Source organism: Pannonibacter sp. (genome assembly GCF_051860505.1).
GTDB lineage: Bacteria > Pseudomonadota > Alphaproteobacteria > Rhizobiales > Stappiaceae > Pannonibacter.
Genome location: NZ_JBHYDX010000019.1, coordinates 64,030 through 84,120, shown reverse-complemented (window position 1 = coordinate 84,120; position 20,091 = coordinate 64,030). Strand labels below are relative to the sequence as shown.

Below are 20,091 nucleotides of genomic sequence, written 5' to 3'. Positions count from 1 at the left end.
CGGCCTCGCCAATCCGCCGGGCGCAACTGGATTTAACGGCTCTGGTTGCTTAAGTCTCGCACAAGACCCGACAGGATATGAGAGACAGATGACCGAGCCCCTGCCCCAGTCCCAGCCACCGCAGCAGCCGCCGTTTCCCCCGCGGCCGGCCGCCCCGATGTTCAACTTGCCGTCCGTGATCGTGACCCTGTCGGCCATCCTGATCGGCATTCACGTGCTGCGGCAATTCATCAGCCGGGACGCGGACTTTGAACTCATCCTGCAGTTCGCCTTCTGGCCGCTGCGCTATGCCGATGTGCCGCTGGCGGCAGAACTGCCACATGGCGGGGCGGATGTCTGGTCCTTTGTCACCTATGCCTTCCTGCATGGCGGCTGGGAGCACCTGATCTTCAACCTTGCCTGGATGGTTGCATTCGGCAGCGCTATTGCGCAGCGCTTCGACAGCTTCAGCTTTGTCGTCTTTTTCGTAGCCTGTGCGGTCGGTGGCGCACTGCTGCATCTGGCGCTGCACCCGGGCCAGGACATTCCTGTCATTGGCGCATCAGCCGCCGTATCCGGCCTGACGGCCGGGGCGCTGATGTTCGTGTTCCAGCGCGGCGGTCCACTCGCAGGGGGGCGACGCACCGACCCGGCCGCCTATCTTGTTCGGGCGATGAGCGTCCGCGAACTGCTGTCAAACGCGCAGGTGCGCCTGTTCTTCCTGCTGTGGATGGGAATCAATCTGGTGTTCGGCCTGTGGAGCGGGCCGATCTTCGGCAGTTCGATAGCCTGGGAAGCCCATGTCGGCGGCTTTGTCACCGGCCTTATCGCCTTTCCGCTGATGGATCCGGTCCGGCGACGCCGCGCCTGAACGCCGCCGCCCCCGTCTTACGCAGGGTTTGCACCCGGCGCGGTTTTGCTGTCATCATCAGGCATTGCCGGCTGACGCGGAAAATCGCGGAGCGGGAATACAGACTATAAGGGAGCGCGCGCATGACTGTTGCCATGATCCTGAATGAGAAGGGACGCGATGTCGTCACAGCCCGGGCGTCGGACACGGTGGGCGATGTCTGCCGGACCCTGTCGGAAAAGCGCATCGGTGCCATCGTCGTGACCGGAGCGGCCGGGCAGATCGAGGGGATTGTTTCCGAGCGTGACGTGGTGCGCGTCATTGGCAAGGAAGGGCCCGCGGCCCTGGAGCAGCCAGTTGGCGATGTCATGACCCGTTCGGTGGTCACCTGTGCGGATGGCGATACCGTCAACTCGGTCATGGCCCGCATGAGTGCGGGACGCTTCCGCCACATGCCGGTGGTCACCAGCGGCAAGCTCGCCGGGCTCGTCTCGATCGGCGATATCGTCAAGCACCGCATTGCCCAGATCGAGCGCGAAGCCGACCAGATGCGCGATTACATCGCGATGGCCTGACCGCCAGGCGCCGCGCCTGACAGCAGGCGCGGCGGTCTTCACCAATGATCAGGCCGGACGATCCATCTCGAAGACATCGGATGTGACCGAATAGTCCTTGTAGCCGAGGCGGGCGAGAAGCTGCAGGCGGGACATGTCGATGCGGCCCTTGTCGACCACGGCATCGTCGATGTGAATGCCGACGACCTGTCCAAACACGACATGTGCGCCGCAGACGGTGCCGGCAAGGTCCTCCAGTTGGACAATGCGCAACAGCCGGCATTCCAGCGCAGCGCGGGCGGCGGCGACACGAGGCACCCGCACCAGCCGCGACGGCGCCTTTGCCAGACCGGCTAGATCAAACTCATCAACATCGGCAGCAACGGGCGCCGAGGAGACATTGAGCTGCGCCTGGAGATGCGCGGTCGCCAGATTGCAGACGAACTCGCCCGTCGCCTCGACATTGGCGACCGTGTGCTTCCAGCCACTCGACGAGAACATGACAACCGGCGGATCATCACTGACGGCGTTGAAGAAGCTATACGGGGCAAGATTGGCCTTGCCCTCCGCATCCAGCGAGGAGATCCAGCCGATTGGACGCGGGGCAACCAGCGCCTTGAACGGATTATGGGCAAGGCCCTCGGCCCGGTGTGATCCGGAAATCCCGGTTTCAAAGAACATGGCTCAGCCTTGCGTCCAGTTGCTGACGATGTCGGCAAGGTCCGGCCTCGTCCGCTCGAATGGCGGCTGCATGGCGGTGCCGATGTGAATGAAGCCGGCAACCTTTTCATCCGGTTGGCCGCCGAGATAGGCGATGGCCTCGGCATCATAGGCAATCCATTCGCTGACCCACTGGACACCGAAGCCGGCGGCAGTGGCCGCCGTGACGAGGGTCATGCAGACCGCGCCGGCGGAAAGTTCCTGCTCCCAGACGGGGATCTTCGGATGGACGGCAGCGCGGCTGAACACGCCGACGACGAGCGGCGCACGGGTAAAGCGGGTCAGTTCCTGCGCGCGGCGCGCGTCATCCAACGGGCCAAAGCGGGTCTCGGCAAGAGCTGCGAGATGGCCGCCGATTCGCGCGCGTTCCTCGCCCTGGTAGAGAACGAAACGCCAGGGGGCGAGCTTGCCGTGATCGGGAACCCGGGCAGCTGCCGTCAGGATCTTCTGCAGTGTGTCCGCATCAGGACCCGGGGCACCCAGACTGGGCGCGGGATGGGAGCGGCGGACCAGCAGGAAATCAAGCACGTCGGGATACGCGGGTGTATGTGAGGACATGAAACCACTCGTCAGGCAGGTGTCGAAAGTGGCCGCATCTGGCAGGCTTTCCCCTGCCCTTGTCAATCGGGCGCAACATGGAGGCTTGCATCCGACTTGAAAACGCCCGATTTTCCGGACCTTATTGCCCAGCACCGCCCTTGGTGCGCGGTCCCCTTGAGCCAGAATGCGGAGATGTTGGCGGCTTGACCTCAGCAATGATGCCAGAGCGGATGACAATCCAGCGCAGGTTCGTGGCCCGGGCGATCGTGGGCCTCGGGTTGACGCTATGCGTCGCGCTTCCTGCCGACCTGACGATGCCTCCGGCCCTGGCGCAAGGGGCTGACGCTGCCGTACCGGGTGCAAAGCCTGATCCGGCGGCACCCGCCGTCACCGACCTGCCCAATCCCCTCGACGATGGGGCAAGCATATTGCCCGGCGGCGCCAGTTCCGTGCCCCTGGCACTGATGCCGGAAACGGCGCCCTCTGGCAGCTCCGGCTTCAATGACACGCTGGTGCCCTACGCCCCGTCGAGCCCGCTCGGGCGCGGCGAGCCGGAGGAAATGAACAAGGGTGCGGTCTATCTGGTTGCCCGGCTGACCGAGGCCGGAACACAGATCAACGACGGCCTGATCTGGCGCGTCTATTCGGAAACGCCAAAAGAAGACGGCCATCTGGAACTCGTGGCAACAGCCATGGGCGGCGATGCCGAATTCCGCCTCGATCCCGGTGTCTATCTGATCCACACCGCCTATGGCCATGCCGGTGTCACCAACCGGCTGGTGGTCGGGCGCGGGGTCTACTCCAAGACTGTCGTGCTCAACGCAGGCGGCGTCAAACTCGATGCCGGTCTCAGCGCCGAAGACGCACTGCCGAACGAGGACCTTCGTTTCGATATTTACGGGATGGATTACAACGCTGAAGGCGAGCGCATTCTGATCGCCGGGGATGTCGGACCCGACAGCATCGTCCGGCTGAACGCCGGAACCTATCATGTCGCCAGCCGCTATGGCGGGGTCAACGCCGTGGTCCGGGCCGACATCAGTGTCGATTCGGGCAAGCTGACCAATGCGACCCTGTTCCATGAGGCCGCCGACATCACGCTGAAACTTGTCAACGAGGCTGGCGGCGAGGCAATCGCCAACACCGGCTGGACCGTGCTGACGCCCGGCGGCGATATCGTGGTGGAAGAGACCGGTGCGTTCCCGGCCTTCGTGCTCGCGGCCGGCGACTATGAGGTGATCGCCCGCAACAATGGCACCAACTACAGCCGGAATTTCACCGTTGTCTCCGGTGAAAATCGCGAGGTCGAAGTCCTGGCCCGGACGCAGAGCACCGCCAACTGAGCACAGACAACGGACCGGACCTCGCCTGGCTTCCTGCTAGCGAGAGCGAACGACTGTAGCCGGACGACCCGACCAAGGTTCCACTCCCTCCCCGAGGAGAGGGCTTATGCATATGAAGTCTGGCACCTGTTCGATGTAAGGGACTGTGCCGAAACAGCTCAACCCTGTCGGAGCCTCTCCGCTCCCCTCCCCCTCGTGGGGAGGGGCTTGGGGGTGGGGGGAGCGGACTAAAATCCAGGTTTCACGTTCCTGATTAGGCGTACTTCAGACACTTTATGATCTGACGGCCTCCCGTGCCCCCCACCCCTCACCCCTCCCCACGAGGGGGAGGGGGGCTGAGAGGCCTCGAATACCGCTGTTTTCACATGCGATAGCCCTGCCCTCACCGGGAAAGAGCGGGCGGCTCGGTGGCAACTGGAGCGGTTGCATATTCGACAGGAAATCTGGAAGCGTCAGCCCAGCTTGGCCTTGACCAGTTTGGCCTTGAGTGGACCGGTGATGCGGCGTTCGAACCAGTTGCGCGGCGGACGGGGCGTGGCTGAGGGCGCCAGATCCAGCACGCGCTGCTGCAGATAGGCCATGACGCCGTTCTGGTCCTTGAAGCCCGCGACATCGTCGTAAGGGATCGGCTGACCGACGCGCACGACGATGGCCGAGCCCAGAATGCGGCGGAACTCACGCACCAAGAGGGCGAGCCGCAGGGTCAGCGAGAAGCCACTGACGAAATGGAACAGCGGTGAGTTCTGGCCTTCGAAATAGATCGGCAGCACGGTCGCCTTTGAGGAGCGGATCATCTTGGCCGTGAAGTTCTTCCAGGGCAGCTCTTCGGCCCGGCCGAAGGGCTTCTTGGCCGTGGCAACGCCGCCGCCGGGGAAGACGATGACGGTCACGCCTTCCTGCAGCAGGCGCAGCGCCTCGCGGCGCGTGTGCATGTTGGTGCGCAGCGCCTCTTCCGTCTCCTCGAAATCGACGGGCAGCGAATAGGGCCGCACTTCCGGCACCTTCAGCAGTTCGTTGTTGATGAGGATCTTGAACGGGCGGCCCAGCTGCTCGGCCAGCGACAGGATCGCAAGGCCGTCGCCGATGCCATAGGGATGGTTGGCGATGATCACCAAGGGGCCGTCGGGCAGCTTGGCAGGCGGCCATTCACCGGAAGCAAACCAGACGCGCAGGTCGATAAGGTGCAGCAGCTCGGTCCAGATCTGCGGCGAGACGCCAACGGCCGCTGCCTTCCAGTGCTCATAGACCGACAACAGGCGCCTGCGACCGGACAGGCCCTCAACGCCGCGGATCACCCAGCGCTTGAGGGGGGAATGGGCCGGATTGGCATAGCTGAATTCCGCGTGTTCCACCGCTGGCATCCATCAGCTTGCAGGGCAGTCCGTTGCGGGCCGCCATCTGCGACGTCACCTCTCGGGAGAGGGTGCTGGACCCGGCCCGACCTGGCAAGAGCCGTAGCGGCAGTTTTCACCGCTACGGCAATTTTTCTGTTAGCGCGCGCGCTTGATGTCCGGCGCCACCGCTTCCTCGACAAAGGCGGCAATCGCCTCGTCGAGGCTCATCGAGGTCTGGTCGGTGGCGCCCAGACGGCGCACGTTGACCGTGCGTTCTTCCGCCTCGCGCTTGCCGCAGACAACGATGACCGGAACCTTGGCCAGCGAGTGCTCACGCACCTTGTAATTGATCTTCTCGTTGCGAAGATCAAGGTCGACACGCAGACCCGCCTTGCGCATGGCCGCATGCACATCCCGGGCGTAGTCATCGGCCTCGGAGGTGATGGTGGCCACAACCACCTGCTTCGGCGCCAGCCAGAGCGGGAAATGGCCGGCGAAGTTCTCGATGAGAATGCCGAGGAAGCGTTCCATCGAGCCACAGATGGCGCGGTGGATCATCACCGGCGTCTTCTTCTCACCGTCCTTGTCGACGAAGAAGGCCCCGAAGCGCTCCGGCAGGTTGAAGTCGACCTGGGTGGTGCCGCACTGCCAGTCACGGCCGATGGCATCGCGCAGGGTGTATTCGAACTTCGGCCCGTAGAAGGCGCCCTCGCCCGGCAGGATGCCGGTCTTGATGCGTCCGCCCGACTGCTCCTCGATCTGCTTCAGAACGCGGGTCATCACCGCTTCGGCGTGATCCCACAGCTCGTCCGAACCAACGCGCTTTTCCGGACGGGTCGACAGTTTGACCACGACCTCGTCGAAGCCGAAGTCCTTGTAGACCGACAGGATGAGGTCGTTGATGCGCAGGCACTCGGCCGCCATCTGCTCTTCCGTGCAGAAGACATGGGCATCGTCCTGGGTGAAGCCGCGCACGCGCATGAGGCCATGCAGCGCGCCGGAGGGCTCGTAGCGGTGCACGGTGCCGAATTCGGCTAGGCGCATGGGCAGATCGCGGTAGCTCTTCAGGCCATGCTTGAAGATCTGCACGTGGCCGGGGCAGTTCATCGGCTTCAGCGCGAAGATGCGCTCGTCCTCGGCTTCCGGATCGGCGCATTGCACGGAGAACATGTTCTCCTTGTACCAGCCCCAGTGACCCGAGGTCTCCCACAGCGAAGTGTCCAGCACCTGCGGCGCATTCACCTCGTCATAGGTATGGGCGAGACGGCGGCGCATATAGGCGACAAGGCTCTGGAACACGCTCCAGCCCTTGGCATGCCAGAACACGACGCCCGGCCCTTCCTCCTGGAAGTGGAACAGGTCCATCTCGCGGCCAAGCTTGCGGTGGTCGCGCTTCTCGGCCTCTTCCAGCATGTGGATATAGGCCTTCAGATCCGCCTCGTTGGCCCAGGCGGTGGCGTAGATGCGGGTCAGCATCTCGTTGTTGCTGTCACCGCGCCAGTAGGCACCGGCAACCTTCATCAGCTTGAAGGCATCGCCGATCTGGCGCGTCGAGGCCATGTGCGGACCACGGCAGAGGTCAAGCCACTGGCCCTGGCGGTAGATCTTCAGATCCTGGCCTTCCGGAATGGCGTCGATCAGCTCGACCTTGTAGGTCTCGCCTTTGGCAGCGAAGAAGCGCTTGGCCTCCTCGCGGCTCCAGACTTCCTTGGTGAAGGCAGCCCCGCGCGCGATGATCTCGCGCATCTTCTTCTCGATGACCGGCAGGTCTTCGGGCGTGAAGGGCCAGTCCTCACGGGTGTCCGGATGGACGCGCTTGAAGTCGTAATAGAAACCGTTCTCGATCACCGGTCCAATGGTGACCTGGGTCCCCGGCCAGATCTCCTGCACCGCCTCGGCCATCACATGGGCCGCGTCGTGGCGGATCAGCTCAAGGGCGCGCGGGTCCTCGCGGGTCACGATCTCGATGCGGGCATCGGCAGAGATCGGATCGGACAGGTCGCGCAGCTCGCCATCAAGGGTCATCGCAACGGCCTTCTTGGCCAGCGACTTGGAAATGCCCTCGGCGACGGCCGCACCGGTGGTGCCTGGCTCGTAGGAGCGTACGGAATTGTCGGGGAACGTCAGATGGATCATCACTGTCTCCTGCTCACTCCTGCAGACGAGGCAGGTAAGCGTTGGGGGTCAAAGGACGGCGTTTCCATACGGGATTTTGCCCGGACCGGCAACCGCAGGCGGTCGCTGCGCACACGCTCCGCACCGGATTGATGCGACAAGGCAACGAAAATAGACCGTTCGTGCAACAGTTTGGCGACACACAGCCGACGATCGGCCGCTATTGCCAGCGCTGTTCGGGCGGGATGTGGGCACCGGTCCAGCGGCCATAGCGCCAGGGCAGATACCAGCGTGCCGACGGATCAAGCATGTCCGGCAGCGGATCATAGCCGGACGCGCCATAGGGATTGCAGCGCAGGATGCGCGACAGGCCGAGCCAGCCGCCGGCCCAGAAGCCGAAGCGGAGGATTGCCTGGCTGGTGTAGTCGGAACAGGTGGGCGCATAGCGGCAGCCGCGTCCCATCACCAGCGACAGCGAATGCCTGTAAAGCCAGATCAGGCCGAGGGCGACCCAGACCGCAGGTGACACGCGGCGGGGCGGCGCGGGATCCGGGGTCGAAGGTCCTGGCGCATCCTTGCAGTTCCGGCACATGGCTGATCCTCGATGCCGCTGTCAGCCGGCCACGGCGCGGGCGGTCTCGATCTGGTCGAGAGCATCGACCACGGCGTCGAAGGTCAGGAGTGTCGAGGCGTGGCGGGCCTTGTAGTCGCGCACCGGCTCCAGAAAGCGGAACTCGGCGAAGCGCCCTTCCGGCGGCGCACCGTTTTCCTTCAGCATCGCCGTGACCGTTTGCCGCAACTGGCGCAGTTCTGACGATGTCGCGCCGATGATGGTGCGCGCCATGATGGACGCAGCGGCCTGACCAAGAGCACAGGCTTTCACGTCCTGGGCAAAATCCGTAACGACACCGCCCTCGAATTTCAGATCGACGAGAACCGTGGACCCACACAGTTTCGAATGCGCCTTGGCCGTGGCATCGGGGGCCTCAAGGCGGCCGAGCCGGGGAATATTGCCGGCAAAGTCAAGGATGCGCGCATTGTAGATATCGTCGAGCATGACAAACCCAATCCAACGGGCAACTACCGAAATGCTGCGGTCCAGCACTTTGCCGCCACATGCTTCATCCTATATAGAGCGTTCTGCGCCGGCGTGCAGCCACCCGATCAGCGATCAATCGTCGCTTTCCAGGCGTGGAGACGGGATCTTCACCGCACGCGTTTCCTTGAGCCCTCGGAACCATTCCTCCGTGATCCGGATTGCAGCCATGTCCGTACTACCCCATGATGAAGCGAGTTTACGAGGACTGACCATGGATGCCATTGTGAAGCCGGTCGAGAAGGCCGCTGTGCGCAAAGCCCCGCATGAGATCGCGCGCCCGAACCGCGAGCAGGCGGAAGCCGCTGTTCGTACCCTGCTCGCTTATCTTGGCGATGACCCGGAGCGCGAAGGCCTGCTCGACACGCCAAAGCGTGTGGTGAAGTCCTTTGCCGAGCTTTATTCCGGCTATTTCGAGGATCCGGCCGAACACCTGCAGCGCACCTTCGAAGACGTCGGCGGCTTCGAAGACATGATCCTGGTGCGCGGCATTCCGTTCCATTCGCATTGCGAGCACCACATGCTGCCGTTCATCGGCACGGCCCACATCGCCTATTACCCGAACGGCGGCGTGGTTGGCCTGTCCAAGCTGGCACGCGTGGTCGACATTTACGCGAACCGGCTGCAGACGCAGGAAAACTTGACGTCGCAGGTGGTGTCGGCCATTGACGAGCATCTTCAGCCGCGCGGTCTCGCGGTGATGCTCGAGGCCGAGCATCAGTGCATGACCATGCGCGGCGTCCAGAAGGCGGGCGTGTCGACCATCACGACGCAGTTTACCGGCCTGTTCCGGGATGACCCGGCCGAACAGGCCCGCTTCCTGACTTTGATCCGCGGCGGGTCCCGTTAGACCCGTCGCACCAGCGACGGGGATTTGACGTGTCCATCCAGGAATTCGAGCCGCGCGGCTCGCGCAGCGAGGTCGAAAATGGCCTCGCCTTCCAGCCCAAATTCGATGAAAACGGCCTGATCGCCGCCGTGGTCTGTGACGCCACGAGCGGCGATTTGCTTATGGTCGGCTACATGAACGCCGAAAGCCTGCGCAAGACCATCGAGACCGGCGAGGCCTGGTACTGGAGCCGCTCGCGGCAGGAGTACTGGAAGAAGGGCGGCACCTCCGGCCAGGTGCAGAGCGTGCGCGAAATTCTAACCGACTGCGACCAGGACGCCCTGTGGCTGAAGGTGGATGTGGGCGGCAATGGCGCCACCTGCCACACCGGCTACCGCTCCTGCTTCCACCGGGCCCTCGTTGCCCATGACGACGGCCGCGTCGGCTTGCGTCTCGTCGAAGATCACAAGGTCTATGATCCGGCCGAGGTTTACGGACACAGCCACGAGTAAAGAGAGTGCTGCGGCGATTGGCGATCCCGCCAACCGAAACGGGCCGCACATGATCCCAGCATCAAAACGCAAAACCCCGGCACAGGGCCGGGGCAGCAGAGGTGGTAGGTCAGGATCGCTGATCAGCCGGCGTCTTCTTCCAGGTCCATCTCCAGGATGGCCATCTGGAAGCTCCAGCTCAGGTCGTCGTCCTCGTCATCGCGGAACACGACGCCGATGAATTCCTCGCCGATGTAAACCTCAGCCGAGTCGTCCTTGCGCGGGCGGGCCTGCAGCTTGATGGCCGGCAGGTTGAACTTGCGGCGCAGATACGCCTCGAGCTTCTTGATTTCATCGGGTTTCATTCTCGTGTCGCTCCTTGTCCGTATCGAGGGGTCAGCGGTGCCGGGTAACGGCTCCAGTCCAGGCCCGAAGCGGGCCCGTTTGGCAGCTGGAGCCGCCCTTGTCAAACAAGCTGTCAATCCGGCGCGACCCTACACGAACACGACGGGGTGCCAACCGTCCAGTTCGGCTATCCCCGTGATCCTTTGCACCGGCGCAAGACCGGTTACTCGGACAGCGCCTTGTCAGCCAGAAGCTGATCCATGGAGCGGGCGGGCTCGGCGCAGCCCGCCTGGCCGACGACACGGGCCGGAACACCGGCAACGGTGGTGTTGCACGGCACATCCTGCAGCACGACGGAGCCGGCCGCGATGCGCGAGCAGCGACCGATCTCGAGATTCCCAAGTACCTTGGCGCCGGCGCCAATGAGCACGCCTTTGCGGATCTTGGGGTGACGGTCACCCTGCTCCTTGCCGGTACCGCCGAGGGTCACGCCCTGCAGGATCGAGACATCGTCCTCGATGACCGCCGTCGAGCCGACGACAAGGCCGGTCGCGTGGTCGATGAAGATGCCACGGCCGACCGGCACCATCGGGTGAATGTCGACCTGGAACACTTCCGAGGACCGGCTCTGCAGATAGAGTGCGAAGTCCTTGCGGCCCTGGCGCCAGAGCCAGTTGGCAAGACGGTGCGTCTGCAGCGCATGGAAGCCCTTGAAATAGAGCACCGGCTCCAGCAGACGATTGCAGGCCGGGTCGCGATCAAATACGGCCATTATGTCGACCCGGAAGATCTCGCCCAGATCCGGCTCGCTGATCAGCGCTTCCTGATAGGTCTGGCGGATCAGCGAGGCCGAGACGACATCGCGGCCGAGCCGGTCACCGAGGCGATGGATGACCGCATCTTCCAGCCGCTGGTGATTAAGCACGGTTTCATAAACGAAGGAGGACAGCGCCGGCTCGTCCAGAACCATCCGCTCCGCTTCCTCGCGCATCTGCCGCCAGGCAGGATCATGCAGCGCAATCGAGCCAGCCGCCGGCCGGAGATTGGAATTCACCATGGCTTGTCTCCTTCAAAGGCCGGCAGCGCGGCGCGCACCGTCTCAAGCCGAAACCGTTTGGATCATGTTACCACAAGGGCCATGCCGGCCATACCATTGGCTGGCTTGTACGCGAACACGGTTCACACTCAGTAAGGAGCGGAACACAGCTTCGCAAGGTCTGCCGTCGGTTGGTCGCAGCAGCCTGCCCGCAGCAGTCGTCCGCCCTCTCGTACAGCCCCGGACGTTATCATCGCAAGGACCATCTGACCATGAACCTGCCCGCACGCCATGGCTGCATCACACTCACGATCGAGGGGGCGCTGGCCTTCATCACCATCGACAATCGAGAGCGCCGCAATGCCCTGACACTGGCAATGTGGCAGGCCGTGCCGGACGCGGTGGAAGAGGCTGTCGCTGCCCCGCAGGTCCGCGTGGTCATCGTCCGGGGAGCAGGCGAGGAAACATTCGTCGCCGGGGCGGACATTTCGGAATTCGCGGCGCTGCGCGGCAACGCCAAGGACGCCAAGGCCTATGAGGCGATCAATGTCGCCGCCTTCGATGCGCTGCGCGCCAGCCCGAGGCCGACCATTGCCATGATCCGCGGCCATTGCCTCGGCGGCGGACTGGGACTGGCAGCAGCCTGTGACCTGCGGGTTGCGGCCCAAGGCTCCAGCTTCGGCATTCCGGCCGCCCGGCTGGGCATTGCTTATCCGCCCACAGCCCTGGCCGACATTGTAGCCCTGACCGGAGCGGCAAGAGCCAAGGACCTCGTCTTCACCGCCCGCCGCATTGACGCTGCCGAGGCCGAGCGGATCGGGCTGATCGACCGGCTGGTCGACGCGGACGACCTGGAGACGGAAACACGGGCACTGGCAGCAACGCTGGCGGACAACGCACCGCTGACCATCACTGCGACCAAGGCCGCCCTGACCGCACTCGCAAGCGGCGACCTGTCCGCAGCCAATGCGGCGGCCGAGCACTGCTTTGACAGCGCCGACTTTGCCGAGGGGCGGACAGCGTTTCTTGAGAAACGGAGCCCGGTCTTCCGGGGGGAATAGGGCGTGACTGACGCGGTGATGAGCCGGGATGAGAGGTCACGGCCTGGATGCCATGGTCGAGCCATGGCATGACGAAAAGTGAGGGGGCGGGACAAAATAACACGCGCAAGGAAACGGGTGTAACCAACTGATCCTGAACAACAATATCGCTTGATTCTGAATCAGAACAGCAAGCGCTTGAATCATCCCCTGAGGCCATGGCCGACACTGAAATGAGCCGATGCAGGCAAGCGGTTGCGGGGATTCAGGAAAACCCGGGCAGGTCACGCCGGCGTGGCCGACGCCTCGAGGGTCTCGAGGAAATCGACCAGAGCCTCAGTGAAGACGTCGTTGCGGTCGCCGGCGACCATGTGGCCGGCGGCTTCGACGTCAACGAAACGGGCATGGGGCACGAGGGACTGGAACTCCGCGACATGGGCCTCTGACACCAGCTCCGAGCGACCGCCACGCACCAGCAGCACCGGCAAGGACAGGTGGCGGGCGGCAGCAATCAGTTCGTCTTCGGCCATGGCCCGGGCGACATCGCCATCCGAATGACGGGCGGAGATAAAGCGCGGATCCCAGTGCCAGCGCAGGCGGCCGTCCGGGGTCGGGCGCAGGTTCTTGGCAAGGCCCTCCAGCGAGGCTGGCCGCGGGCGATGCGGCAGATAGGCGGCGATGGCGTCTGCCGCGTCCTCGACGCTGGCAAAGCCGTCGGCCATGTTGGCGGACATGAACTCGACGATCTTCGACACCCCGCCAAGATCGACCCGTGGCGTAATGTCGACCAGCACCAGGGCGGACAGGCTGCCGGGGGCAAGATGCCCCTCGGCGAGAATGCCGGCGAGGCCGCCAAGGGATGCGCCGATCAGAACCGGGCGCCGGCCATGTTCGGCGGTGAGCGTGGAAGCCACACGCACGAGGTCACGGCCGAAGTCGAGAAAGGCATAGTTGCCGGACGCCACCCAGTCGCTCTCGCCGTGGCCGCGCTGATCGAGGCAGACGGCGCTGAAGCCCGCCCCGGCCAGACGCTCTCCTGTCCCGGCCCAGGCATGCCGGGTCTGGCCGCCGCCATGCAGCAGCAGCACCGGAGCGCCCTCCGCGCCGAACCGGTCAGCGACGAGCCTGTTGCCTTCCACACCGGTGAAGGAGAGCGTCTTGACCATCAGTCTGTCTCCGCCAGGAAGTCGAGTACACCCTGCTTGAACACTTTGTCGCCCACCGCGACCATGTGGTCACGGCCAGGGATGTCGAGCACGCGGGCACCGGGGATAAGCGCCGCCAGATCCTCCGCTGAGCCAGCGATGTCATCCTTGGTTCCAACCGCCACCAGAACCGGGCGGCGGATGCGGGCAACGTCTTCTTCCGTAATCTTCTGGCGTGACGAGCGGATGCAGGCCGCCAGCGCCTTGCGGTCCGATTTGGTCTGCTCGGCGAAGGCGCGGAAAGCGCGGCCGGTGCGGTCGGGCACATCGGCAAGGCTGTCCGCCTCCAGACCACGCGCGATCGGCTCGGGATCACCCACCCCATTCACCATGCCATAGCCGAGACCACCGAAAATCGCCCGGCGGACACGCTGCGGGTGATTGAGCGTGAGAAAGGCGGAGATGCGCGCGCCCATGGAATAGCCCATGACATCGACCTGATCGAGGCCGAGATGATCGAGAAGGCGGCGGGCATCCTCGGCCATGATCGGCGCGCCGTAGTCGGCCGGATCATAGAACTTACTGCTGTCGCCATGACCGCGATTGTCGAGGGCGATGACCCGGCGGCCATCCTTGCGCAACAGGTCGACCCAACCCGGATAGGCCCAGTTGACGGTCTTGTTGGAGGCAAAGCCGTGAATGAGAAGGATCGGCTCGCCCTCGCCCTCGTCCAGATAGGCAATGTCGACCCCGTCGCCGGAAAACTTCAGCATAGTCACCTTGACGCTTACGTTAAAGGAATATCGCGTAACCTGTACCTTACGCATTCGGCGCCGGCGCGCAAAGGCCGGAAATGGCGCATGCGGTTCGCAGGCAGATCGCGGGCGGAACCAGACTGCGGCGAATGTGCGTATCGGCGCAAAGCCCCTACCCTTTGCTGCAGCAAGACAGTATGTTCGGCCACCACTCAAGCGTAGTCAGACAATTGGACAGGTACCATGGCGGATCATGTTGTCCCGCATTTCCAGAATACCAGCGGCCACGACTGCATCGAGATCGGCGCGCGCGAATTCATGTGCATCGGGGCGAACCCGCCCTTTGACCATCCGCATGTATTCCTCGATCTCGGCCACGAGGACCAGATCGTCTGCCCCTATTGCTCGACGCTGTACAAGTACAACCCGTCGCTGAAGGCCGGCCAGGCGGAACCGTCGGATTGCGTCTGGGTCCCTGTCGCGGCCTGATACGGCTGCGAGCCCTTTCATGACACACTCGATTCCCGCCCTGCCTGTTGCCGTCATCGGTGCCGGTATTGGCGGCTTGACGGCTGCGCTCTGCCTGGCGCGGGCTGGCTACCGCGTTGAACTGCTGGAGCGAACGGAACGGCTGGCGGAAGTTGGCGCCGGACTGCAGCTGTCGCCCAACGCCCTTGGGGTCCTTGCCGGCTTCGGGCTGCTCCCGGCGCTTGAAGCAAAAGCGGCGGAACCGGCGACCGTACGCATCCGCAGTGCCCGAAACGGCCGCGACCTTGCGCGGGTGCCGCTTGGCCCCGTCGCCCGCGAGCGCTATGGCCTGCCCTATCTGGTGCTGCATCGGGCCGACCTGCAGAAGGTGCTGCTCGAGGCTGTCAGCACCAGCCCGGCGATCACCCTGACCCTCGGTGCCATGCTCGCAGACGTGGTGCAGACCGGCACCGGCATCGAGGCCCAGATCACAACTGCGAACGAATCGCGCAAGCTCAGCGCCTGCGCCCTGATCGGCGCTGATGGCGTGCGCTCCGAGGTCCGCCAGCGGGTGATGAGGGGCCCCGAGGCGCGATTCTCCGGCCGCACGGCCTATCGCGCCACGCTGCCGGCAAGCGCCGTTCCCGATGAACTGATGACCGAAACCGGGCTTTGGCTCGGTCCGAAGGCGCATCTGGTGCATTACCCGGTCCGCTCCGGACGCGAGTTCAACCTGGTGGCCCTTGTCGAGGAGAACTGGGATGCGGAGGGCTGGTCGGAACCGGCAGATCGCGACGCCCTGCTGCGCCGGTTTGCCGACTGGCCGGCCGAAATCCGCGCGGTGATGCAACTCCCCGATGTATGGTTGCGGTGGGCGCTGTGCGCCGTCGACGCGGACAGGCCCTGGGCCAAGGGACGGATCGCCTTGCTGGGAGATGCGGCCCACGCGATGTTGCCGTTTGCCGCGCAAGGCGCAGCGATGGCGATCGAGGATGCGGCTGTTCTCGGCCGGGTGATGCAAGGGGCGAAAGACATCCCCGCAGCATTGGCCGCCTACCAGCAGCAGCGCCAGCCGCGCGCGACCCAGGTGCAACAGGCCGCCAGCACCAATGCCACGATCTATCACATGGCCTGGCCGGCATCGCTCGCCCGTGACACGGTGCTGAGAGCCAGTTCGCCGGAGCGGCTTTTGCGGCGGATGGACTGGATCTACGGCTGGCGCGACAGCGGCACCGCTTGAGCGAAGCCCGCGCTTGCGATAAAGGCAGAAACCGGCCTGCAGCAGACGCGGCAGGACGGATGCCCGGTGTCTCTCCTGGAGCCAGGGCAAACCGGTCACTGGAGAGGTCTGCATGGACGACGCATCGCAAGGGATCGTGACGGCTGCCTTTCTCGTCATCGGAGACGAGATCCTGTCCGGCCGGACCAAGGACAAGAACATCGGCTATATCGCCGAGTTCCTGACCCTGGCCGGTATCGACCTGATGGAAGTGCGTGTTGTTCCCGACATCGAGGCGCGTATCGTCGAGGCCGTGAACGCGCTGCGCGGCCAATATGACTATGTCTTCACCTCCGGTGGCATCGGCCCGACCCACGACGACATCACGGCCGACAGCATCGCCAAGGCCTTCGGCGTCACCATCGATCATGACCCGCGCGCCATGGCGCTCCTGTCCGCGCACTATCCGCCCGGCGAATTCACCCCTGCGCGCCAGCGCATGGCCCGTATTCCGGCCGGCGCGGACCTGATCGAGAACAAGGTGTCGAAAGCACCGGGCTTTCGGATCGGCAATGTACATGTGATGGCCGGTGTGCCCTCGATCATGCAGGCGATGCTGGATGCCATCGCCCCGACCCTGCGTGGCGGGGCAAGGATCCTGTCGCAGACGGTCGATGCGGATCTGCCCGAAAGCCGCATCGCCGACGCGCTCCGGACCATCCAGGGCGAGAACCTGGATGTGATCATCGGCTCCTATCCGCGCATGACCGACGGTCGCTTCAGCACCCAGGTTGTGCTGCGCAGCCGCGATGCCGCGCGGCTCGGCCCCGTGGCCGCTGACGTCGAGGCGGCGGTCGCCGCGGCCAAAGCCATGGAAGCTGCCAAAAAAGCCTGACACTTCCGCCCCGACCCTCGGGGCCAAACGCAAACGGCCAAGGCCGCAAGGACGACAGACACATGGAAAACCCCGAACAGAACAAGGCCTTTCCCGTTTCCTGGGACCAGTTCCACCGCGACGCCCGGGCGCTTGCCTGGCGGCTGTCCGGCCAGGGCGAATGGCAGGCCATCGTCTGCATCACCCGTGGCGGGCTGGTTCCCGCAGCCATCGTTGCACGCGAACTCGGCATCCGCATGATCGAGACGGTGTGCGTCGCCTCCTATCATGACTATGAGAACCAGGGCTCCCTGCGCGTGATCAAGCCGATCGACCCGAAGGTCATCGGCCTTGAGGGCGGGGACGGCAATGGCGTGCTTGTCATCGACGATCTGGTCGACACCGGCAAGACCGCCCGCGTCGTGCGCGAAATGCTGCCGAAGGCGCATTTTGCCACCGTCTATGCCAAGCCGATGGGCCGGCCGCTGGTCGATACCTTCGTGACGGAAGTGTCGCAGGACACCTGGATCTATTTCCCCTGGGACATGGGCTGGCAGTTCCAGCCGCCGCTCAACAAAGCCACGGCGGGCTGAGAAACCAGCTAGAAGCGAACAGGCAAAAGGGCGCCGCATGGGCGCTGGCGAGCCGCCCCCGTCTCCTTCGTCATCCTTGGCCTTGAGCCGAGGATCTGCGCAAATCGATGACCAGCAGGTGGTCGGGACAAGCCCGACCATGAAGAAAGAAAAAGATGCGTGCCTTGTCATCAACATCGGCCTCTCCGCTCCCCTCCCCCTCGTGGGGAGGGGCTTGGGGGTGGGGGGAGCGGACTAAGATCCAGGGTTCACGTTCCTGACCAGGCGTAGTTAAGACTCATTGTGATCTAACAGCTTCCCGTGCCCCCACCCCTTACCCCTCCCCACGAGGGGGAGGGGAGCTTCGAGGCCGCGAAAACCGTCTGGCTACATCTCCAATGGCCCTGCCCCAGTTGAGGAGCCGAGAGGCCCTACTGGGCCCGTGCTGGTTTCGTGACGCCAGTTGTGCCCGTAAGCCGCATGCGGACCACACCGAGGCGAAAAAGTCACACTGCGTGAAAAATGCCCAATCACGCAAGGCTCACGCCCATTTGACGCCACCTGTCCCAATCCGCGCCACAATCTGCCGCGATGCGAGGGCATGGATTTCTTGACACACATATGCCTGCGACCCATGCAGGGTCTGATCTGGGCCGGACGGCTGCTGGGGCTGGTTGCCCTGGTGCTGATCGCGTTGCGCCCGATTGCGGCCCCCTCGCCGGCTGACGTGACACTGGCGGGCCTGCGCACGGTGCCGGAGCGGCATGTCTCGATCGCCGACGAGCGAATGCGTGCCGATCTTGGCAAGCTGAAGCGGTGCCTGCAGGCGAAATGCCCTGATTTCCGGCCCGAACCGGCCCTGGCGATGGAACCGACGCCAGGCTGGCGCGTTGAACCGCGATTGCCCGCCCGGCTTGAGGCGCGAAGTGATGCGCCGCGCGAGACGGACGTCCCGCCGCCCAAAGCCGGCTTTGCCTGACAGAAATTAGCTCAACGGCCAGGGCTTTAAGCTCCCGGCAAGTTGAATCTGAGACACAAGGACAACACGTCCGGCCTTCAGACCGGCCAGGACCGATCCAGACACCGAGGTTGTTACATGTTGCTTTCCCGCCGCCAGCTCCTGGCCGCAGCCTCCGCAACCCTGCTCGCCGGCTGTACCACGCGCTACGCCCAGCCGATTCCCTCGCCTGGCATGCCTTACGAGCCCTACCAGCCCTCCGGTCCGCGCATTCCGGAGGAATATCTGCGCATGTATGCCGCAATGCCGAACGAACGGTTCCCAATCCCGGCCGTGGACCTGCGCAAGGTCAATCCGATCTACTACCGCCAGGTCGTGCCCTATTCCTCGAACGAACCGACCGGCACGATCATCGTCGACACGCCGAACCGCTTCCTGTACCTCACCATGGAAGGCGGACAGGCGATGCGCTATGGCGTCGGCATCGGCCGCGCCGGCTTTGCCTGGGGCGGCACAGCGCGCATCGCTTACAAGCGCGAATGGCCCCGGTGGACGCCGCCAGCGGAAATGATCGCGCGCCAGCCCGAGCTTGAGCCCTATCGCAATGGTATGGAACCCAGCCTGGCCAACCCGCTTGGCGCCCGCGCACTCTATATCTTCGAGGGCAACCGCGACACGATCTACCGGATCCATGGTTCGGCCGAATACTGGACCATTGGTACGGCGGTGTCGTCCGGCTGCGTTCGACTGATCAACCAGGACATCATCGACCTCTACAACCGCGTTCCGAACGATACGCGCGTTGTGGTGCTGCAGGGCGCTCAGGCCTGATAGCGGATTGAGGTAAGGGCTGCCGCTGCCAGGCGGCGGTCGCCCCCTCGTCGCTCCTGCGCAGGCAGGAGCCCAGTAATCGAGGCGGCCGAAACAGCACACCGGCGGTAAACCATACCGCCTTGTGAGCCGGTACTTCCGCTGAAGTCACCAAACAAGACCGGGGGTACTAGGCTCCTGCCTGCGCAGGAGCGACGAGAGAGGGTGAGGCACCAGTTTCTCCCTCGTTGCTCCTGCGAAGGCAGGAGCGACGAGAGTAAGTAGCGCAGGCGTCCGGAAGCTCCCCTCACACCACCTCAACGACCCGGTTGACCCGGATCGCTTCCGGCGTAACGGAGCAGCCGATGGCGATGACCTCGACGCCGGCCGCGCGAGCCTCGTCAAGCGCTTTGGCATAGGCCGGATCAATATCGCTGGCCAGGGCGAGACGGTCGCAGTCCGGGCGCTGGACCAGATAGACCATCACGGCCCGATGGCCTTCCCGCACCATGTCTGACAACTCTCGAAGGTGCTTGGCACCACGCGCGGTGACACTGTCTGGAAATTCGGCCAGCCCTGGCTGGCGCATCAGATGGACATTCTTCACCTCGACATAGCAGCGCGGCCGGTCAGGCGCCTCGAGGAGAATGTCGATGCGGGAGTTGACGCCGTATTTCACTTCACGGCGCAGGTCCGGATAACCAGTCAGGCCTGGAAGAGCTCCGGCCACAATCGCCTCCTCCACCAGTCGGTTTGGATGTGCGGTGCTGATGCCGACCAGAACGCCATCAGCTTCGATGAGTTCCCAGCTGAGCGGCAGCTTGCGCGTGGGACTGTCCGAACGGGACAGGTAGACGCGGGACCCGGGTGCATTGAGGCCGAGCATCGAGCCGGGGTTGGCGCAATGGGCCGTCACCTCGCTGCCATCGGCGTCGAGGATCACATCGGCCAGAAACCGCTTGTAGCGGCGCACAAGGCGGCCGCCGATCAGGCTTTGCGTGAAATCCATGGGTAAGCC

23 protein-coding genes are annotated in these 20,091 nt (G+C 64.2%); 12 read left to right on the top strand and 11 right to left on the bottom strand.

The window, feature by feature from the left end; translation table 11 throughout:
* The first annotated feature begins 88 nt into the window (after positions 1-88).
* Positions 89-850: a rhomboid family intramembrane serine protease gene (locus tag ACTIFE_RS14395; protein WP_439529848.1), complete on the top strand. Its 762-nt coding sequence runs from the start codon at positions 89-91 to the stop codon at positions 848-850.
* Between the two features lie 122 nt (positions 851-972).
* Complete coding sequence (locus tag ACTIFE_RS14390; RefSeq protein WP_439529847.1) at positions 973-1,404, top strand: CBS domain-containing protein; 432 nt, start codon at positions 973-975, stop codon at positions 1,402-1,404.
* 48 nt (positions 1,405-1,452) lie between these two features.
* Here ACTIFE_RS14390 and ACTIFE_RS14385 read toward each other — a convergent pair whose 3' ends face one another.
* The gene (locus tag ACTIFE_RS14385) at positions 1,453-2,064 is read right to left on the bottom strand and encodes a flavin reductase family protein (protein WP_439529846.1); all 612 of its coding nucleotides are present in this window, start codon (positions 2,062-2,064) and stop codon (positions 1,453-1,455) included.
* Positions 2,065-2,067: 3 nt separating this feature from the next.
* The gene (locus tag ACTIFE_RS14380) at positions 2,068-2,661 is read right to left on the bottom strand and encodes a nitroreductase family protein (RefSeq protein WP_439529845.1); all 594 of its coding nucleotides are present in this window, start codon (positions 2,659-2,661) and stop codon (positions 2,068-2,070) included.
* 185 nt (positions 2,662-2,846) lie between these two features.
* Here ACTIFE_RS14380 and ACTIFE_RS14375 point away from each other — a divergent pair, with 185 nt between their 5' ends.
* On the top strand, positions 2,847-3,986 hold the full coding sequence (locus ACTIFE_RS14375) for a hypothetical protein (protein ID WP_439529844.1): 1,140 nt from the start codon (positions 2,847-2,849) through the stop codon (positions 3,984-3,986).
* 452 nt (positions 3,987-4,438) lie between these two features.
* Here the strand turns inward: ACTIFE_RS14375 and ACTIFE_RS14370 are convergent, their stop codons facing one another.
* From ACTIFE_RS14370 to ACTIFE_RS14355, 4 genes are all read right to left on the bottom strand, one after another.
* Positions 4,439-5,338: a lysophospholipid acyltransferase family protein gene (locus tag ACTIFE_RS14370; RefSeq protein ID WP_439529843.1), complete on the bottom strand. Its 900-nt coding sequence runs from the start codon at positions 5,336-5,338 to the stop codon at positions 4,439-4,441.
* 138 nt (positions 5,339-5,476) lie between these two features.
* Positions 5,477-7,456 carry a threonine--tRNA ligase gene (thrS, locus tag ACTIFE_RS14365; RefSeq protein ID WP_439529842.1) on the bottom strand — a complete coding sequence of 660 codons (1,980 nt, stop codon included), beginning with the start codon at positions 7,454-7,456 and terminating at the stop codon, positions 5,477-5,479.
* A 199-nt stretch (positions 7,457-7,655) separates the two neighbouring features.
* On the bottom strand, positions 7,656-8,027 hold the full coding sequence (gene yidD, locus ACTIFE_RS14360; RefSeq protein ID WP_439529841.1) for a membrane protein insertion efficiency factor YidD: 372 nt from the start codon (positions 8,025-8,027) through the stop codon (positions 7,656-7,658).
* A 21-nt stretch (positions 8,028-8,048) separates the two neighbouring features.
* On the bottom strand, positions 8,049-8,492 hold the full coding sequence (locus ACTIFE_RS14355; RefSeq protein ID WP_439529840.1) for an iron-sulfur cluster assembly scaffold protein: 444 nt from the start codon (positions 8,490-8,492) through the stop codon (positions 8,049-8,051).
* A gap of 253 nt (positions 8,493-8,745) precedes the next feature.
* Here ACTIFE_RS14355 and folE point away from each other — a divergent pair, with 253 nt between their 5' ends.
* Together folE and hisI are read left to right on the top strand one after the other, a co-directional pair.
* On the top strand, positions 8,746-9,381 hold the full coding sequence (folE, locus tag ACTIFE_RS14350) for a GTP cyclohydrolase I FolE (RefSeq protein WP_439529839.1): 636 nt from the start codon (positions 8,746-8,748) through the stop codon (positions 9,379-9,381).
* A 29-nt stretch (positions 9,382-9,410) separates the two neighbouring features.
* Positions 9,411-9,872, top strand: coding sequence for a phosphoribosyl-AMP cyclohydrolase (gene hisI, locus ACTIFE_RS14345; RefSeq protein ID WP_439529838.1), 462 nt, complete (start codon positions 9,411-9,413; stop codon positions 9,870-9,872).
* 122 nt (positions 9,873-9,994) lie between these two features.
* Here hisI and ACTIFE_RS14340 read toward each other — a convergent pair whose 3' ends face one another.
* Positions 9,995-10,216, bottom strand: a complete 222-nt coding sequence (locus tag ACTIFE_RS14340; RefSeq protein WP_439529837.1) for a DUF3126 family protein — start codon at positions 10,214-10,216, stop codon at positions 9,995-9,997.
* 203 nt (positions 10,217-10,419) lie between these two features.
* On the bottom strand, positions 10,420-11,253 hold the full coding sequence (gene cysE / locus ACTIFE_RS14335) for a serine O-acetyltransferase (protein ID WP_439529836.1): 834 nt from the start codon (positions 11,251-11,253) through the stop codon (positions 10,420-10,422).
* A gap of 251 nt (positions 11,254-11,504) precedes the next feature.
* Here cysE and ACTIFE_RS14330 point away from each other — a divergent pair, with 251 nt between their 5' ends.
* On the top strand, positions 11,505-12,293 hold the full coding sequence (locus ACTIFE_RS14330; RefSeq protein WP_439529835.1) for an enoyl-CoA hydratase: 789 nt from the start codon (positions 11,505-11,507) through the stop codon (positions 12,291-12,293).
* Between the two features lie 263 nt (positions 12,294-12,556).
* On the opposite strand, the gene ACTIFE_RS14325 is transcribed toward ACTIFE_RS14330, so the two are convergent.
* Together ACTIFE_RS14325 and ACTIFE_RS14320 are read right to left on the bottom strand one after the other, a co-directional pair.
* Positions 12,557-13,438: an alpha/beta fold hydrolase gene (locus ACTIFE_RS14325; protein ID WP_439529834.1), complete on the bottom strand. Its 882-nt coding sequence runs from the start codon at positions 13,436-13,438 to the stop codon at positions 12,557-12,559.
* Positions 13,438-14,190 carry an alpha/beta fold hydrolase gene (locus ACTIFE_RS14320; RefSeq protein ID WP_439529833.1) on the bottom strand — a complete coding sequence of 251 codons (753 nt, stop codon included), beginning with the start codon at positions 14,188-14,190 and terminating at the stop codon, positions 13,438-13,440. Before ACTIFE_RS14320 ends, ACTIFE_RS14325 begins: the two co-directional genes overlap by 1 nt.
* A gap of 225 nt (positions 14,191-14,415) precedes the next feature.
* Here ACTIFE_RS14320 and ACTIFE_RS14315 point away from each other — a divergent pair, with 225 nt between their 5' ends.
* The 6 genes from ACTIFE_RS14315 (at position 14,416) to ACTIFE_RS14290 (ending at position 19,094) form a co-directional block, all read left to right on the top strand.
* Complete coding sequence (locus ACTIFE_RS14315; RefSeq protein WP_439529832.1) at positions 14,416-14,661, top strand: zinc-finger domain-containing protein; 246 nt, start codon at positions 14,416-14,418, stop codon at positions 14,659-14,661.
* A gap of 19 nt (positions 14,662-14,680) precedes the next feature.
* On the top strand, positions 14,681-15,880 hold the full coding sequence (locus ACTIFE_RS14310; RefSeq protein ID WP_439529831.1) for an FAD-dependent oxidoreductase: 1,200 nt from the start codon (positions 14,681-14,683) through the stop codon (positions 15,878-15,880).
* Between the two features lie 112 nt (positions 15,881-15,992).
* Positions 15,993-16,754, top strand: coding sequence for a competence/damage-inducible protein A (locus ACTIFE_RS14305; protein ID WP_439529830.1), 762 nt, complete (start codon positions 15,993-15,995; stop codon positions 16,752-16,754).
* Between the two features lie 62 nt (positions 16,755-16,816).
* Entirely contained in the window at positions 16,817-17,326 is a 510-nt protein-coding gene (gpt, locus tag ACTIFE_RS14300; RefSeq protein WP_439529829.1) for a xanthine phosphoribosyltransferase, read from the top strand.
* A gap of 613 nt (positions 17,327-17,939) precedes the next feature.
* Positions 17,940-18,284 carry a hypothetical protein gene (locus tag ACTIFE_RS14295; RefSeq protein ID WP_439529828.1) on the top strand — a complete coding sequence of 115 codons (345 nt, stop codon included), beginning with the start codon at positions 17,940-17,942 and terminating at the stop codon, positions 18,282-18,284.
* A 117-nt stretch (positions 18,285-18,401) separates the two neighbouring features.
* On the top strand, positions 18,402-19,094 hold the full coding sequence (locus tag ACTIFE_RS14290) for a L,D-transpeptidase (protein WP_439529827.1): 693 nt from the start codon (positions 18,402-18,404) through the stop codon (positions 19,092-19,094).
* 286 nt (positions 19,095-19,380) lie between these two features.
* Here the strand turns inward: ACTIFE_RS14290 and sfsA are convergent, their stop codons facing one another.
* Entirely contained in the window at positions 19,381-20,082 is a 702-nt protein-coding gene (gene sfsA, locus ACTIFE_RS14285) for a DNA/RNA nuclease SfsA (RefSeq protein ID WP_439529826.1), read from the bottom strand.
* Between the last annotated feature and the right edge of the window lie 9 nt (positions 20,083-20,091).

What these genes read in the sequence shown, in the direction of transcription:
- ACTIFE_RS14395 (WP_439529848.1), top strand. Translation starts at nt 89, where the DNA reads ATGACCGAGCCCCTGCCCCAGTCCCAGCCACCGCAGCAGCCGCCGTTT.
- ACTIFE_RS14390 (WP_439529847.1), top strand. Translation starts at nt 973, where the DNA reads ATGACTGTTGCCATGATCCTGAATGAGAAGGGACGCGATGTCGTCACA.
- ACTIFE_RS14385 (WP_439529846.1), bottom strand. Translation starts at nt 2,064, where the DNA reads ATGTTCTTTGAAACCGGGATTTCCGGATCACACCGGGCCGAGGGCCTT.
- ACTIFE_RS14380 (WP_439529845.1), bottom strand. Translation starts at nt 2,661, where the DNA reads ATGTCCTCACATACACCCGCGTATCCCGACGTGCTTGATTTCCTGCTG.
- thrS (WP_439529842.1), bottom strand. Translation starts at nt 7,456, where the DNA reads ATGATCCATCTGACGTTCCCCGACAATTCCGTACGCTCCTACGAGCCA.
- yidD (WP_439529841.1), bottom strand. Translation starts at nt 8,027, where the DNA reads ATGTGCCGGAACTGCAAGGATGCGCCAGGACCTTCGACCCCGGATCCC.
- ACTIFE_RS14355 (WP_439529840.1), bottom strand. Translation starts at nt 8,492, where the DNA reads ATGCTCGACGATATCTACAATGCGCGCATCCTTGACTTTGCCGGCAAT.
- folE (WP_439529839.1), top strand. Translation starts at nt 8,746, where the DNA reads ATGGATGCCATTGTGAAGCCGGTCGAGAAGGCCGCTGTGCGCAAAGCC.
- ACTIFE_RS14340 (WP_439529837.1), bottom strand. Translation starts at nt 10,216, where the DNA reads ATGAAACCCGATGAAATCAAGAAGCTCGAGGCGTATCTGCGCCGCAAG.
- cysE (WP_439529836.1), bottom strand. Translation starts at nt 11,253, where the DNA reads ATGGTGAATTCCAATCTCCGGCCGGCGGCTGGCTCGATTGCGCTGCAT.
- ACTIFE_RS14330 (WP_439529835.1), top strand. Translation starts at nt 11,505, where the DNA reads ATGAACCTGCCCGCACGCCATGGCTGCATCACACTCACGATCGAGGGG.
- ACTIFE_RS14325 (WP_439529834.1), bottom strand. Translation starts at nt 13,438, where the DNA reads ATGGTCAAGACGCTCTCCTTCACCGGTGTGGAAGGCAACAGGCTCGTC.
- ACTIFE_RS14320 (WP_439529833.1), bottom strand. Translation starts at nt 14,190, where the DNA reads ATGCTGAAGTTTTCCGGCGACGGGGTCGACATTGCCTATCTGGACGAG.
- ACTIFE_RS14315 (WP_439529832.1), top strand. Translation starts at nt 14,416, where the DNA reads ATGGCGGATCATGTTGTCCCGCATTTCCAGAATACCAGCGGCCACGAC.
- ACTIFE_RS14310 (WP_439529831.1), top strand. Translation starts at nt 14,681, where the DNA reads ATGACACACTCGATTCCCGCCCTGCCTGTTGCCGTCATCGGTGCCGGT.
- ACTIFE_RS14305 (WP_439529830.1), top strand. Translation starts at nt 15,993, where the DNA reads ATGGACGACGCATCGCAAGGGATCGTGACGGCTGCCTTTCTCGTCATC.
- gpt (WP_439529829.1), top strand. Translation starts at nt 16,817, where the DNA reads ATGGAAAACCCCGAACAGAACAAGGCCTTTCCCGTTTCCTGGGACCAG.
- ACTIFE_RS14295 (WP_439529828.1), top strand. Translation starts at nt 17,940, where the DNA reads ATGCAGGGTCTGATCTGGGCCGGACGGCTGCTGGGGCTGGTTGCCCTG.
- ACTIFE_RS14290 (WP_439529827.1), top strand. Translation starts at nt 18,402, where the DNA reads ATGTTGCTTTCCCGCCGCCAGCTCCTGGCCGCAGCCTCCGCAACCCTG.
- sfsA (WP_439529826.1), bottom strand. Translation starts at nt 20,082, where the DNA reads ATGGATTTCACGCAAAGCCTGATCGGCGGCCGCCTTGTGCGCCGCTAC.